Origin of the sequence: Acidaminobacterium chupaoyuni, assembly GCF_047936785.1 — a bacterium.
GTDB classification, from domain to species: domain Bacteria; phylum Bacillota; class Clostridia; order Oscillospirales; family Butyricicoccaceae; genus Acidaminobacterium; species Acidaminobacterium chupaoyuni.
In genome coordinates, this window is record NZ_CP176394.1 from 1305752 (window position 1) to 1319467 (window position 13716).

The 13716-nt window shown below is 54.9% G+C and carries 12 protein-coding genes; 4 read left to right on the plus strand and 8 right to left on the minus strand.

Annotated features, from left to right (window positions below; all coding sequences use genetic code 11):
* Positions 1–105: 105 nt before the first annotated feature.
* On the plus strand, positions 106–1287 hold the full coding sequence (locus ACJA3I_RS06185) for a M20 metallopeptidase family protein (RefSeq protein ID WP_458861741.1): 1182 nt from the start codon (positions 106–108) through the stop codon (positions 1285–1287).
* Positions 1288–1416: 129 nt separating this feature from the next.
* Here ACJA3I_RS06185 and ACJA3I_RS06190 read toward each other — a convergent pair whose 3' ends face one another.
* The gene (locus tag ACJA3I_RS06190) at positions 1417–1887 is read right to left on the minus strand and encodes an HAAS signaling domain-containing protein (RefSeq protein ID WP_458861742.1); all 471 of its coding nucleotides are present in this window, start codon (positions 1885–1887) and stop codon (positions 1417–1419) included.
* 21 nt (positions 1888–1908) lie between these two features.
* Positions 1909–2745 (minus strand): pyridoxamine kinase, encoded by an 837-nt coding sequence (locus tag ACJA3I_RS06195; protein ID WP_458861743.1) that lies wholly within the window; start codon positions 2743–2745, stop codon positions 1909–1911.
* Positions 2746–2898: 153 nt separating this feature from the next.
* Here ACJA3I_RS06195 and ACJA3I_RS06200 point away from each other — a divergent pair, with 153 nt between their 5' ends.
* The 3 genes from ACJA3I_RS06200 (at position 2899) to ACJA3I_RS06210 (ending at position 7472) form a co-directional block, all read left to right on the plus strand.
* Positions 2899–3075 carry a hypothetical protein gene (locus tag ACJA3I_RS06200; protein WP_458861744.1) on the plus strand — a complete coding sequence of 59 codons (177 nt, stop codon included), beginning with the start codon at positions 2899–2901 and terminating at the stop codon, positions 3073–3075.
* A 4-nt stretch (positions 3076–3079) separates the two neighbouring features.
* On the plus strand, positions 3080–5857 hold the full coding sequence (locus tag ACJA3I_RS06205; protein ID WP_458861745.1) for a family 10 glycosylhydrolase: 2778 nt from the start codon (positions 3080–3082) through the stop codon (positions 5855–5857).
* A 118-nt stretch (positions 5858–5975) separates the two neighbouring features.
* Complete coding sequence (locus tag ACJA3I_RS06210; RefSeq protein WP_458861746.1) at positions 5976–7472, plus strand: carboxypeptidase M32; 1497 nt, start codon at positions 5976–5978, stop codon at positions 7470–7472.
* Positions 7473–7529: 57 nt separating this feature from the next.
* Here ACJA3I_RS06210 and hemL read toward each other — a convergent pair whose 3' ends face one another.
* Genes hemL through ACJA3I_RS06240 form a run of 6 tightly spaced genes read right to left on the minus strand, consistent with a single transcriptional unit; the run spans position 7530 to position 13575 of the window.
* Entirely contained in the window at positions 7530–8789 is a 1260-nt protein-coding gene (gene hemL / locus ACJA3I_RS06215; RefSeq protein ID WP_458861747.1) for a glutamate-1-semialdehyde 2,1-aminomutase, read from the minus strand.
* Position 8790: 1 nt separating this feature from the next.
* Positions 8791–9771 carry a porphobilinogen synthase gene (gene hemB / locus ACJA3I_RS06220; RefSeq protein ID WP_458861748.1) on the minus strand — a complete coding sequence of 327 codons (981 nt, stop codon included), beginning with the start codon at positions 9769–9771 and terminating at the stop codon, positions 8791–8793.
* Between the two features lie 7 nt (positions 9772–9778).
* Positions 9779–11242: a uroporphyrinogen-III C-methyltransferase gene (gene cobA, locus ACJA3I_RS06225; RefSeq protein ID WP_458861749.1), complete on the minus strand. Its 1464-nt coding sequence runs from the start codon at positions 11240–11242 to the stop codon at positions 9779–9781.
* On the minus strand, positions 11229–12116 hold the full coding sequence (gene hemC / locus ACJA3I_RS06230) for a hydroxymethylbilane synthase (protein ID WP_458861750.1): 888 nt from the start codon (positions 12114–12116) through the stop codon (positions 11229–11231). Before hemC ends, cobA begins: the two co-directional genes overlap by 14 nt.
* Positions 12113–12565, minus strand: coding sequence for a precorrin-2 dehydrogenase/sirohydrochlorin ferrochelatase family protein (locus ACJA3I_RS06235; protein WP_458861751.1), 453 nt, complete (start codon positions 12563–12565; stop codon positions 12113–12115). The genes hemC and ACJA3I_RS06235 overlap by 4 nt, the downstream gene beginning before the upstream one ends.
* A gap of 5 nt (positions 12566–12570) precedes the next feature.
* Complete coding sequence (locus ACJA3I_RS06240; protein WP_458861752.1) at positions 12571–13575, minus strand: glutamyl-tRNA reductase; 1005 nt, start codon at positions 13573–13575, stop codon at positions 12571–12573.
* Positions 13576–13716 lie beyond the last annotated feature (141 nt).

Below are 13716 nucleotides of genomic sequence, written 5' to 3' on the forward strand. Positions count from 1 at the left end.
AATTAAGCAGCTTACCAAAAATGGCAGAATGCCCCGACAGAATGCTGTTTTGAGCAGCGGGTATGCGGCGGCAGAAATCGCCCCATAGAAAGGAAGCAAAAAGAAATGAATGAATTTTTAAAACGGGCGCAGGAATTATCCCCCGAATTGATTCGAAACAGAAGGCATTTTCATCAATACCCCGAAGTGCGCGATGAATTGCCCGAAACGGTGAAATATGTGAAAGAGCGCCTGACAGAAATGGGCTATGAACCGCAGGAGATCTGCAAATGCGGCGTTGTGGCGCTTTGCGGCGGCAAAAAGCCCGGCAAATGCATCATCATCCGCGGGGATATGGATGCGCTGCCCATGCCCGAAGAAACAGGGCTGCCCTATGCTTCGAAAAAACCCGGCGCCATGCATTCCTGCGGCCATGACACCCATATGGCGATGATGCTGGGCGCCGCAAAATTGCTGAAAGAAAAAGAAGACGAGATCGAAGGCACGATCAAGCTGGTGTTTCAGCCCAATGAAGAAACCTTTGGTGGGGCCAAGGCCATGATCGATGCCGGCGTGATGGAAAACCCCCATGTGGATGCGGCGTTCGCCATCCATATCGGCTCCATGGGCGAAGTGGGCGAGATCCATTACGGCACAGAATATGTGATGGCTTCGGCAGATGGTTTTGAAATCACGATCAAGGGCCGCGGCTGCCACGGCGCCACCCCTCATAAGGGCGTAGATCCCATCAATATCGGCGTGCATCTGCATCTGGCGCTGCAGGAACTGATCGCCCGCGAAGCCAACCCTGCGGAACAGTGTGTGCTGACGGTGGGCGCCATGCAGTTTGGCGATGCCACCAACATCATCCCCGCCGAAGGCGTTCTGAAGGGAACCATCCGCGGGTTCAATCAGGAACTGACAGATATGCTCAAGCGCCGTTTGGAAGAGCTTTCAAAGGGCACGGCCGAAATGTTCGGCGGCAGCGCTGAGGTCAAGTGGCTGTTCAGTTCGCCCGCAACTTACTGCGATGCGGCGTTCACCCATGAAATGGTGGATTATGTGGAAGACATTGTGGGCAAAGAAAAAATCATCAGAAACACAGAAAGAGGCTCCGGATCGGAAGATTTCGCTTATTTCGGCCAGCTGGTGCCCAGCCAGATCTTCTGGCTTTCTGCCGGTGTGGAAGATAAGAGCAAATGGATTTCGAACCATAACCCCAAGGTGCTGTTCAATGAAGAAGCCCTGCCCTATGGCGCGGCGGTCTATGCCCATTGCGCCACAACCTGGCTGAAAAATCACCGCTGATCCCGACATACGGCGGTAAAAAAGTAAAAAAGAAAACCCCTCTGGCATGAGCAAAAGAAGCAAGCCGCAATGCGGCCGGTTTCAAACGCTCTGTGAGAGGGGTTTTTATTTGTTTTGGCGAAAATGCCTTTATTGCGAAGATTTTGTTCTGTTTTTCAGATAGCGGAGCCCTGCAATGCCGCCTGTCATAAGAACGAGGGAAAGCACTGTCCAGAAAAGGTTGGCAGCGGTGGAAGAAGAAAGCAGGATGCTGCTGCGCCCGGCGGCGCTGCCCATAACGGCCTGCTGGCCTTCTTCCCAAAAAAGCAGCGTACCGTTGAAAATCACAGAAAGGCCCCCGGCGATCACCAGAAACCAAAGCGGAAAACGATAAACGGCGGCGGTTTTGGCGTTAAAGGGCGTTTCGGCTTCCCCAAAGGTTTGGATCTTTTTGGCGCATTCCAAAGGCGAGCCAAGCCTTTGCGAGATCTGTTCCATCGTTTTGCCTTTTTTCAGCTGGCGCTCGATCTCATCGCGCAGGCGGGTTTCGGCTTTGGCGCGCCTTTTTTCAGGCAGGTTCACGCGTTTCATCACTTCGCGGATATATTCTTGCTTTTCCATAACGGCTCCTTTTTATCGGTTTCAGCGGTTCAAAAACAGCGGCAGCATCTTTTCGAGCAGCACGCCTTCCAAAGGGTCGGTGCCTTCTTTTACGGTTTCTTCAATACAGCGGTAAACAAATTCCACGGCTTTTTCAACGGCAGAAGCAAGGCTGCGCCGGGGATCTTTTAAAAGAGAACTGAGCATGACCGAAGCAAACAGATCGCCTGTTCCGGGGAAATAAGCATCCACCTTGGGGCAATAGGCAAAGCCGCGGCGGCCATGGCTGTCGATCCATCCCGCGCCGATGCGGCCTTTTGTATCATGGACCCCTGTGATGACAGCGGCTTTACAGCCCAGCTTCAACAGGCGGTCAAGCAGAACCGTCACCGAAGCTTCGTCTTCCCGCCAGCCGTCGGGCGCATCCCCCAGCAGCATGGCGGCTTCTGTAAGGTTGGGGGTGATGATATCGGCCTGTGAGCAAAGCGCGGCCATCTGGGCGGCGAACTGCTCGCCGAAAGCCCCCGCATAGGGTTTTCCGTTATCGCCCATCACGGGGTCAACCACCAGAAGCCCACCGGGGCGCATGCAGGAACGGTGAAGGTTTTCCACTTGAAGGATCTGAGCGGCGCTGCTCATATAACCCGAATAAACGGCGTCGAAATCAAGCTTCAATTCTTTCCAGTTTTCCACATAGGCGGGCAGATCATCGGTGAGATCATGAACGGTCACATGGGGAAAAGCGGTATGCGCGGAAAGCACAGCCCCCACCACGGGGCAGCACTGAATGCCCTGAGCCGCGAAAACGGCGATCGCCGTGGTCATCGAGCCACGGCCAAACCCGGAAATATCGTGTAACGCTGCGATTCTTTGATGCATCGATCTATTCATCCTTTGCATGATTGGATTCTTGTTGACAGCCGCAGGCAAGGCAAATAAGGCTTTCGCCGCGGCGGAGGGTCTTGATGGGGAAAAGGGAAAAAAGCTCAAGATAAACAGAATGCCGCAGCAAATAAAGAGGCTTGCCGCAGAGTGGGCAAACAGCCTGTGTTTTCACAAGCGGTTCCTTTTTATTTCGCAGGCGCAGAAAGTTTACAAGCATATTTTTCCTCGATCCTCGATAAAAATAAAGCAAGTCCAGAAAAAAGTCACTGGGTTTATTATGACATATTTGAAAGAAAAGGGCAACAGAATCCAAAAGGGAGTTGAAAACATGAAAGAATATTGGAAACGCTTGGTCTTGGGGCTTCTTTTGCTGCTGCCGCTGGCGCAGTGCGCCGGCATACAGCAGGCGCGGGCGGCCGAAAACCCGATCCGCGGGGTGTGGATCTCTTCCGTTTTGAATTTGGATTACCCTTCTAAACAGGGGCTCAGCGCCGATCAGCTGCGGCAGGAAGCGGACAGCATTTTGGAAACCATGGCGCAAAACGACCTGAACACGGCGTTTTTGCAGGTCAGGCCCTGCGCCGACGCGCTGTACCGCTCTCAAATTTTCCCCTACAGTGTTTATCTCACAGGGCGGCAGGGCGGTTCCCCGGGGATGGATCCTTTGGAATATTTCGTTGAGAAGGCACATGAAAAGGGGATCGCCGTTCATGCATGGATCAACCCTTACCGCATCACGAAAGGAGCACCCGGCTCCATCAAAGCGGGGTTGGGGCAACTGGCCGAATGGCATCCCGCGCGGCAGAACCCCCAGTGGGTCAGGCTGGGCAGCGACGGGAATTTATATTTTGACCCCGGTCTGCCGCAGGTGCGCCAGCTGATTTTAGACGGGGCTTTGGAACTGGCAAAAAATTATGCCGTTGATGGCATCCACTTGGATGATTATTTTTATCCCGCAGGGAATTTTGATGATTCAGCGGCCTATGGCCAATATGGCGGCGGCAAAAGCCTGGAAGAGTTTCGCCGCGGCAGCGTCAACGAGCTGATCTCGCTTTTGGATGAAAATCTGCATAAGCAAAACCCCAAGCTGCTGTTCGGTGTTTCTCCCGCCGGCATCTGGGCCAACGAAAGCAGTATGCCCGAGGGCAGCAAAACAGCGGGCGGGCAAAGTTATTTCGATCAGTATGCCGATAGCAGGGCGTGGGTGAAAAACGGATGGGTGGATTATATTTCCCCGCAGATCTATTGGTATTGCGGGCAGGAAGGCAGCGATTTCAAGGTTTTGACCCAGTGGTGGCGCCAACAGGTGAAGGGCACGCAATGCCGCCTGATCCCGGGGCTTGCGGCCTATAAGGCCATGGCGGAAGACACCGCTTCACCCTGGTATGGAACGCAGGAACTGCGCACTCAGCTGGCTATTTTAGAAGAAAACGAAAAAAGCTGGATCTTGTTTCGCTATGGCAATCTGGCTCAAAACCAGCAGATGCTGGCCTGTGTGAAGCAAACAAAAGGCGTCCCTGGTGGCAAGCTGGAGCTGGCAAGGCCGGCGGAAGATTGCGCGTCGGCGACACAGGCGTTTTATTTTTGCGGCACCTCCGATGCATCCAAGCCGCTGAAAATCAATGATATCGTGGTTGCGCAGCGCGATGCGGCGGGGCGCTGGGGCTGCCTGGTTCCCCTTGAATGGGGCAGCAACCATTTCACCATTCAAAACGGCGAGAATACCCTCACAAGAACGGTGTTTCGAAAGGAACAGAGCGAAACCGCCCCATTGGAAACGGGGGAACGCTGGCTCCAACAGGGAGAAAGCGCAGAATTCTTTTATCCCGCGCCTACCGGCAGCAAAGTTTCTCTCTGGCTGGGCGGAAAAAGCTATGCGCTTTGGAAGAAGAAGCCGGGCGGATACAGCCAGACCTTGCCGCCGCTTCAGGGGGCGAAAGATACCGTGACCGATTTTTCACATCCGCTGTATGTCAGCAGCCGGCGGGGCGTTCTTTCCGCCGAGATCGCCCCGCACCGCGTTTGCGTGATCGGCCGGGCGGTTTCTTTGGGATGCACGGTCACGCAGGATCTCTGCGATGTTTACCATGAACCGCGGGCGGGGGGGGGATGCAAAGATTTTTTGCGAAAAGGCATGAATCTGGTGGTGGAGCGCATGGAAAACGATAAGGTGCTTTGCCGCAATGTGGGGTGGGTGGCCAAAGATGCTGTAAAGCTGTTTCAAGATACAGCGGGCAGCGCATCAAAGATCAAGCCTGTTTCTGCGGAGTATCGGGAGGGTTCGGCCAGATTTGTGTTTGAAAGCGAAAAGATTCCTGCGGCAAGCTGCTCTTATGAAAACGGCGTGCTGAGCCTGCGGTTTTTCAACGCGGTATCCGACCGGCTGCCTCAGGGCGAAGCGGTGGCCAAGGCGCTGGCGCAGATCGAAGAAGGCGACCTGATTTATCAAGTCACCTTAAATGATTTTTCGCCCGCGGGATGGTATTGGCAAATCGAGGGTAAAAAGCTGATCTTGACCGTTCGCCCAAAAAAGAAGTGTGAACAGGGCAGCCTGAAGGGGCTGAAGATCATGCTGGATGCGGGCCACGGCGGGGCGGCCGCAGGCGCTTATGGCTGTGAAAAAGAGCTGCCCGAAAAACAGGTGAATCTGGCCCTGGCCAAACAGCTGAAAAAAAGGCTGGAAGAGCAGGGGGCGCAGGTGATGATGACGCGGGAAAGCGACGAAGAAGTAAGCCTGCGCGGCCGTTTCCTCAAATCGTTTCAGGAAATGCCCGATGTTTTTCTTTCGCTTCACAGCAACAGCGCGGCCGATGATCAGGATCTGACAAATCTTTATGGCGTGGGGCTTTATTGCCGCCAGCCTGTCACAAAAGAATTGGCGGGGCAGATCGAAAGCGCTTTTTCACAAACAGGCCGCCCTGTGATGCCTCTGACAGAAGATTCGCGGCTTTATGTCTGCCGGCAGGATTTTACGCAGGCGATCCTGATCGAAAACGGTTTTTTGCCCAACCCCAATGAGTTCGAAGAGATCACATCGCCCGAAAGAACAAAGGTGTTTTGCGAAGCGGTGGTCAATGGGCTGATGGCTTATTATTGTGCTTCGTGAATTTGGCCCCATGGTGAAGTTACACAGTTTTTCGCCGAGAAATTCGTAAGGCCTTTTCTTGTGCATCCCCGGCGGCTGCGGTATACTGGAACAAAAGCGGATGAAAGGAAGCAGAAGAATGGATCGCACAATCGTTACAAAGGCTATCGAAATTTTAAAAGAACAGCGTTATTATGACAGCATTCAGGGCCTGATGGGCTGGGATCTCTGGGAAGGCCTTTCAGAAAAAGGGCAGCCTTATCGCCAGGAAGTCAGCGGCTATTTCACACGGCAGGCGCTGACACGGCTGAAAGACCCCGAAACCGCGAAAGTGGTCGCCGGCTTGAAAGAGATGGGCGATGAAGGGTTTGAAGATCTTTATGAGCGCGGCGCGGCGCGGGAATTGATTCGCCGTTATGAAGATGCGGTGCTTGTGCCCGAAGATCTGCAGATCGAGCTGCGCAACTATACCGGCGCGGCGCAGCGCGCATGGCGTGACGCGCTGAACCAGAACAGCTTCGAAGTTTATAAACCCTGGATCAAAGGGCTGTTCGATTTGAAAATGAAAATGGCCCGCGCCATTGACCCGAACCGCCCCCCGTTTGAGGTGCTTTGCGATTCGGTGGATGAAGGCATTGACACCGCAGAGGTGGAAAAACAGTTTGCCGCGCTGAAAACGGGCATCGGCGAGATTCTTGAAAAAGTATGCCCGCGGCAGGAAAAAATCGATACTTCGGTGTTAGAGGTGGAATATACCCATCAGCAGATCCGCGACACCGCCTTTGAAATCAACCAGCTCACGGGTTTTGACGCCGGCTGTGCCCACGACAGTGAAGTGCTTCATGGCATGTGCACGGGCGTGGGGCCAAAAGATTGCCGCATCGCCATCAGCTATAAAGGCATTTGGGGCGGCATTTTCACCATGCTGCATGAAGGCGGCCACGCCCGCTATGGCTACAGCGGCAGCGCCCGCGCAAATGAATGCGGCCTGTGGGGCGGCCTTGGCGGCGGCGTTCACGAAGGGCAGTCGCGCTTTTATGAAAACATCATCGGCAAATCGCCGGAATTCTGGGAACTGGCCTATCCGGTGATCTTGAAACATTTCCCCCAGCTGGGCGCTGTTTCGGCCGATGAATTTTACAGAGCGCTGATGAAGGTAACGCCGGGAACCAACCGCATCACAGCAGACGAGCTGACCTACAGCCTGCATCCCATCATCCGTTTCGAGATGGAAAAAGACTGGTTTGAAGGAAAGACTAAAACCGATGATTTCAGAGAGATCTGGAACGCCAAATATCAGGAATGCTTCGGTATGACGCCGAAGGATGACCGCGGCGGCGTTTTGCAGGATATCCACTGGGCGTCGGGACATGTGGGTTATTTCCAAAGCTATACGCTGGGCAATCTTTATGGCGGGCAGCTGCTGGCCGCCATGCGCAAAAAAATGCCCGATTGGGATGACAAACTGCGCACCGGCGATTTTGCGCCCATCAATCAATGGCTTTATGAAAATGTGCATCAATACGGCCGCGCGCTGACCCCCAAAGAACTGATCGTAAAAGCCACGGGGCAGCCGCTTTCCGAACAATATTTCCTCGATTATCTGAGAGAAAAATATTTGAAAAAACTGTGGTAGCATAAAAGAAAAGCAGGCGGAAGAGATTTTCTTCCGCCTGCTTTTTTAAGTTGAGGGTCATTTTTCAAAAGAAGCCGCCACATCCAAAGTTTTTTGGATCTCATCGGGTGTATGCGCCGCGCTGAGAAACATCGCTTCAAACTGAGCGGGGGCGATATAGATGCCGTTTTGCAGCATGTGGTTGAAATAGCGGGCATAAATCGCCGTATCGCTGGTTTTGGCCGAAGCAAAATCGGTAACGGGCTGTTTGGTGAAAAAGACAGAAAGCACAGAGCCGATCTGATTGACGGTATAGGGCAGGCGATCTCTCATGCCCTGGGCGAGAGAAGCCGCCATGGCGTTGATTTTATCATAAACTTCGGGATGGTTTTTCAGCTGTGTCAGGTTGGCAAGGCCCGCGGCCATGGCCACCGGGTTGCCCGATAAGGTTCCCGCCTGATAAACGCTGCCCGAAGGCGAAACATGCGACATGATCTCGCGGCGGCCGCCGTAAGCGCCCACAGGCATGCCTGCGCCGATGATTTTTCCATAGGTCACAAGATCGGCGTCGATGCCGAAATATTCCTGAGCGCCGCCCAAAGCCAGGCGGAACCCTGTGATGACTTCATCAAAGATCAGAAGCGCGCCGTTTTCATCGCAAAGCTTGCGCAGCCCCTGCAAAAAGCCTTCCGCGGGGGGAACCACGCCCATGTTGGCGCCAACGGGTTCCACGATCACCGCGGCGATCTGGCCGGGGTTTTGATGAAACAGTTCTTCCACAGAAGAAAGGTCGTTATATTCGGCCAGCAAAGTATCCTGCGCCGCGCCGCGGGTAACGCCGCTGCTGTCGGGGTTGCCGTTGGTCAGCGCGCCGCTGCCCGCCTTCACCAGCATGCTGTCGCTGTGGCCATGGTAGCATCCGGCGAATTTGATCAGTTTTTCGCGGCCCGTGAATCCGCGCGCCAGACGCAGGGCGCTCATAACGGCTTCTGTGCCGCTGTTGACCATGCGCACCATTTCAATGGGTTTCACGATCTCGGTGATCAGTTCGGCCATCTGCACTTCGAGTTCGGTGGCCGCGCCGAAGCTCAAGCCGTTCACCATGGTCGAAGCAACGGCGTTCAGCACTTCTTCTGTGGCATGGCCCAAGATCATGGGGCCCCAGGAACCGATATAATCCACATATTCATTTCCGTCGGCATCCCAGATATGGGAACCCTTTGCGCGGGTGATGAAGCGCGGGGAACCGCCCACCGCGTTAAACGCGCGAACAGGGCTGTTCACGCCGCCGGGCATCACTTTTTTTGCGCGCTCGAACAAAGCTTCCGATCGTGTCATATCAACCGATATCTCCTCTCGCAATGGCCTGCGCCAGTTCTTTTGCATAATAGGTGATCAAAATGCCCGCGCCTGCGCGGAAAACGGCAATGGCGCTTTCACACATCACGCCGTATTCATCGATGAGGCCGGCCTTTGCGGCGGATTTGATCATGGCATATTCGCCGCTGACGCTGTAGGCCGCCACGGGCAAAGTGGTTTGGCCGCGCACTTCGCGGATGATATCCAGATAAGAAAGAGCGGGCTTTACCATAATGATATCCGCGCCTTCTTCTTCATCGGCTTTGGCTTCATGCAGCGCTTCAAAGCGGTTGTGATAATCCATCTGATAGGTTTTGCGATCGCCGAAGCTGGGGGCCGAACCTGCCGCATCGCGGAAGGGGCCATAGAAAGAAGAGGCATATTTCACCGCATAAGACATGATGGGCAGATGCTGGAACCCCGCTTCATCCAAAGCGGCGCGGATAGCGGCCACACGGCCATCCATCATATCGGAAGGCGCCACCATATCGGCGCCGGCTTTTGCGTGAGAAACGGCGATGCGCGCCAGATAAGAAAGCGTTTTATCGTTATCCACATAAGTGCCGTCGAGAATGCCGCAATGGCCGTGAGAAGTATATTCGCACATGCAGACATCGGTGACCAGATAAACGGAATCGCCGAATTTTTCACGGATGGCGCGCAGGCCCTGCTGAACGATGCCCTGATCATTATAGGCTTCGCTGCCGCAGGCATCTTTATGTTCGGGCAGGCCGAACAGCAGAAATTTGCGCACACCGGCGGCCACGGCTTCTTCAATGCCTTCGCATACGCGGTCGGGGCTGTAGTGATACTGGTTGTCTAAAGAGGGGATCTCTTCTTTGATCCCGATTCCTTCTTTCAAGAAAATAGGAAGAATCAGTGCATCCGCGCTGACACGGGTTTCGCGGGCCATGCCGCGAATGAGGCTGTTATAGCGCAGCCGGCGTCCTCTGGTGAACATTTGAACATTACCCCCTGTTAATCAATGTTTCTATCATGGAATCGATGGAAGCTTCTTTGGAAAGGATGACCTGCATGCCCAGTTCGCGCGCTTTTTCGGCGGTTTTCGGGCCGATGCAGAGGGCGGTCACCTGGGATAGATCGCCCGAAAGACAATGGGAAAAGTTTTCCACGCAGCTGGCGCTGGTGAAGGTGACCACATCAAAATCTTCTTTTGCAAACGGCAGCGACAAGGTCATCACTGTGTGATAAACCGGCAGAACATCATAGGCGATATGGTTTGCCTGCAGATGATCCGTCAGTTCCGGCGCGGCTTCTGCGGCGCGGGGGATCAAAACGCGTTTGCCCTCTTTCAGCAGGCCGCTTTTGCAAAGCTCATCGCCCAGCGCCGAACCCGTATATTCTTTGGGAACAAAATCGGCGCACAGCCCGTAATGGCGCAGCGCTTTGGCGGTTTGGGGGCCGACGGCGGCCAAAAGACAGCCCGAAAGACGGCGGCTGTCGAACCCATGTTCAAACAGACCCGCGAAGAAAGCATGAACTCCGGCGGCGCTGGTGAACACAAGCGCCGAATAAAGCGAAAAATCGGGAACCGCAAACGGCAGCGGCAGGGTCTCGATGGCGGGCGCCAGCGAAACCGCGGCCCCCAGAGCGCGCAGCCGATCGGCAAGCCTGGAAGCGGCGTTTTTCGGGCGCGTAACAAGAATGCGGCGGCCCTTCAGCGGCAGGCGGTCGAACCAATCGAACGAATCGGAAAGGGAACACACACGCCCCACCAGAATGATGGCGGGTGATTGAACCTCGTTGCGGCGAACGGTTTCTTCGATGGTTTCCAGAGAAGAAACAAATTTGCGCTGCTGCGGGCGGGTGCCGTTTTCGATGACGGCGCAATCGGTGGAAGGTTCCATGCCGGCTTTTAAAAGCCCCGCGGCAATTTCGCCCACGCTGGCGACGGACATCAGAAAAATCAAGGTGCCGTTGAGCCGAACGAGAGCGTCATAATCTAAATTCAAAAGGCCGTCTTTTTGCTTATGGCCCGTGATGATATGAAGCGAAGAGCAAAAATCGCGGTGTGTGACGGGGATGCCCGCATAGGCCGGCGCGGCAATGGCGGAAGTGATGCCGGGCACCACTTCAAAAGGAATATCATAACGGCAAAGCTCTTCCAGCTCTTCACCGCCGCGGCCAAAGACAAAACAGTCGCCGCCTTTCAGGCGGATCACCTGATGGCCCTTTTGGGCTTCTTCCACCAGAATTTCGTTGATGCGGTGCTGGGGCACGGGGTGATCGCCCGCGTGTTTGCCAACATTGATCAAAGTTGCGGTGGGGGGGATCATCGCCATGATCTCTTCGCCCACCAAACGGTCATAAACCACCACTTCGGCAGAAGAAAGCAGCTCATGGGCCTTCAAAGTCAGCAGCCCCGGGTCGCCGGGGCCGGCGCCGATGAGATAAACTTTACCGTTTGCCATCCTGATCCTCCTTTTTCATTGAAAGCGCCAGGCTGGCGCCCAGAGCTTCGGCTTGGTCTGCGGGGCCCGAGATCGAGCGGATGTGATAGGCTTCCTGCTCGTTTACATAAAGCCCGCGCAAAGTGAGCGTTCCGTTTTCAAGCGTGGCGTGGGCCGCCACGGGCGAAGAACAGCCGCCATCCAGCGCGCGCACGAAAGCGCGTTCCGCCAGCGCGATCTGCCAGGTATCAGGGTCGTGAAAGCCTTTCAGCAGGCTGCGGTCGAAATCTTTCCGCGCCTGAACGGCCAGAATGCCCTGACAGGCGGCGGGCAGCATCTCTTCCACCGGAAAAAAGCGGCTGATGCGATGATCGAGCCCAAGGCGTTTCAAACCGGCGCCTGCCAGCACAAGGGCCGAATATTCGCCACTGTCAAGCTTTTCAAGCCGTGTCAGCACATTGCCGCGAACGGGTTTTACAAGGCAGCCGGGGAACAGCTTTTGCAGCTGAAGGCGGCGGCGGGCGCTGGCGCATCCAATGGGGCGGCTGAGATCGAGTTCGGAAACTCCGGCGGGCAGAACCAGCGCGTCGCGGGGATCTTCACGGGGCGAAACGGCGACGATGGGCAGATCTTCACGCTCTTCCATGGGCATATCTTTAAAGCTGTGAACGGTCAGATCGGCGCGGCCGTCTTCCAAAGCGCGGTCAAGCTCTTTGACAAAAAGGCCCTTGCCGCCGATCTTATCCAATGTTCTGTCTAAAATGATATCGCCGGTGGTTTTCATGGTGAGCAGTTCTATTTTCAAATCGGGGTGCAGCGCGCCAAGCGCATCCATCACGATCTGTGTCTGAATCACCGCTAATTTGCTTTCACGGCTTCCGATGGTCAAGTTCATTTTAAAATCTCCCTTATTTGTTTGGCCGCGCGCGAAACGGCCGCGTGATCGCTTCCGTCGCCGATCAATCCGGCGGTAAGCGTTTCGGTTTCGATCAAAGCGGGAAAATAGAAATTGCATTCTTCGCGCCTGTCGCAAACGCTGACAAACTGATGGTTTTCACGGGCAAGCCGCCCCACTTCGCGGTTGACAGGGCGCCGGTCGGTGGCGGCCACCACCAAAAAGGCATCCTCCAGATCGCGAGGCTCGAAGGCGCGCCGCACAAGCGTGATCGGAAAGCGGCGGGCAAGATCCAGAAAATCATCGCAAAAATCCGGCGCCACCGCCACAAGCGAAAAAGAAAAACGGCAAAGCGTGGCCATGCGGCGGGCGGCAATGGCTCCGCCGCCGATCATCACGGCTTTTTTGCCGCGGATATCTGAAAAAACGGGGAAAAAATCTTTTGTCATGGGGGTTATCCCTTCCGAACGGCCGCCTGGCGGTAAAGTTCCCATTTGTGAAAATCGCCCAGATATTTTTCGATAATGGCATCTGCCTGCCGCAGAACAGCTTCGTGATCTTCGGTGATGGCATCGATGGAAAGCGTATCGATATCATATAGCGAGCATCCCGCGAGCTTGGCCACCGACGGGTCGATATCGCGGGGGACCGCCAGATCCACATAGAGCGCAGGAAGTTTGGGAAGCCCGGCCAAAAGCTCGGCCTGAATGGTCACATGGGGGCTTGAGGTGGCGCTGACAAGCGCATCGAATTGCGGCAAAACCTCATAGCGCCGCGCGTAATCCAAAGCATCGGCACCTTTTGGCACATCGATCTGCTTATATTTATATTGGCGAAGGGTCATGGTCACTTCAAAACCATGGGCAAGCAGCGTTTTCGCCACCAGCCGACCCACTTCGCCGTTGCCGATGACCAAAACACGATGGGGCGGGTTTTGGGCCGCCTGAAACAGTTCCAGGGTTTTTTGGGCAACCGAAACCTCAGATTTGGTGAAGCGAAGCTCGGTTTTGATGCGCTTGGCCGCGGTGACGGCCATACGGAAAAGCACCTCTGAAGCACCGTCGGCGCAGTGAACGCCGCGCGAAGCAACAATGGCGTTTTTCACCTGCGTGATGATCTGATCTTCGCCCCAGATGCGTGATTCCGCGCCGCAGGCCAAACGGCAAAGGTGGCGGAAGGCCTCATCGCCGCAGCGCATTTTATAAAGGCCGCTGCAATCTTCAAACGGGATATCGCTCACCTGGCAAAGGCACGCGAAGGGATGAAGCTGAGAGCCTTCCTCGCAGGAAAGATAAACCTCCGTTCGGTTGCAGGTGGCGATGAGCACCGCCCCCAGAACCTCGGGAAGATCACAAAGATCGCGGCAGATCTCTTCCTGCCGTGATTTTGAAAAAGAAAATTGACTGCGGATATCGATGCCGGCCAGAGAATGATCGATGCCGGCCATGCGTATATTCAATAGTGACAACCCCTGTCTAAAAAATAAACTCAAAAAGAAAACCCCAACACATCAAGCGTCGGGGCAAAGATACCACACTTCAGCCATCTGTTTTGATCGAAAATGACTTACGACGCGTTTTAAGCCGATGTTCAGGCATTT

What these genes read in the sequence shown, in the direction of transcription:
- ACJA3I_RS06195 (WP_458861743.1), bottom strand. Translation starts at nt 2,745, where the DNA reads ATGCATCAAAGAATCGCAGCGTTACACGATATTTCCGGGTTTGGCCGT.
- hemB (WP_458861748.1), bottom strand. Translation starts at nt 9,771, where the DNA reads ATGTTCACCAGAGGACGCCGGCTGCGCTATAACAGCCTCATTCGCGGC.
- cobA (WP_458861749.1), bottom strand. Translation starts at nt 11,242, where the DNA reads ATGGCAAACGGTAAAGTTTATCTCATCGGCGCCGGCCCCGGCGACCCG.
- ACJA3I_RS06235 (WP_458861751.1), bottom strand. Translation starts at nt 12,565, where the DNA reads ATGACAAAAGATTTTTTCCCCGTTTTTTCAGATATCCGCGGCAAAAAA.
- hemC (WP_458861750.1), bottom strand. Translation starts at nt 12,116, where the DNA reads ATGAACTTGACCATCGGAAGCCGTGAAAGCAAATTAGCGGTGATTCAG.
- ACJA3I_RS06205 (WP_458861745.1), top strand. Translation starts at nt 3,080, where the DNA reads ATGAAAGAATATTGGAAACGCTTGGTCTTGGGGCTTCTTTTGCTGCTG.
- ACJA3I_RS06185 (WP_458861741.1), top strand. Translation starts at nt 106, where the DNA reads ATGAATGAATTTTTAAAACGGGCGCAGGAATTATCCCCCGAATTGATT.
- ACJA3I_RS06190 (WP_458861742.1), bottom strand. Translation starts at nt 1,887, where the DNA reads ATGGAAAAGCAAGAATATATCCGCGAAGTGATGAAACGCGTGAACCTG.
- hemL (WP_458861747.1), bottom strand. Translation starts at nt 8,789, where the DNA reads ATGACACGATCGGAAGCTTTGTTCGAGCGCGCAAAAAAAGTGATGCCC.
- ACJA3I_RS06210 (WP_458861746.1), top strand. Translation starts at nt 5,976, where the DNA reads ATGGATCGCACAATCGTTACAAAGGCTATCGAAATTTTAAAAGAACAG.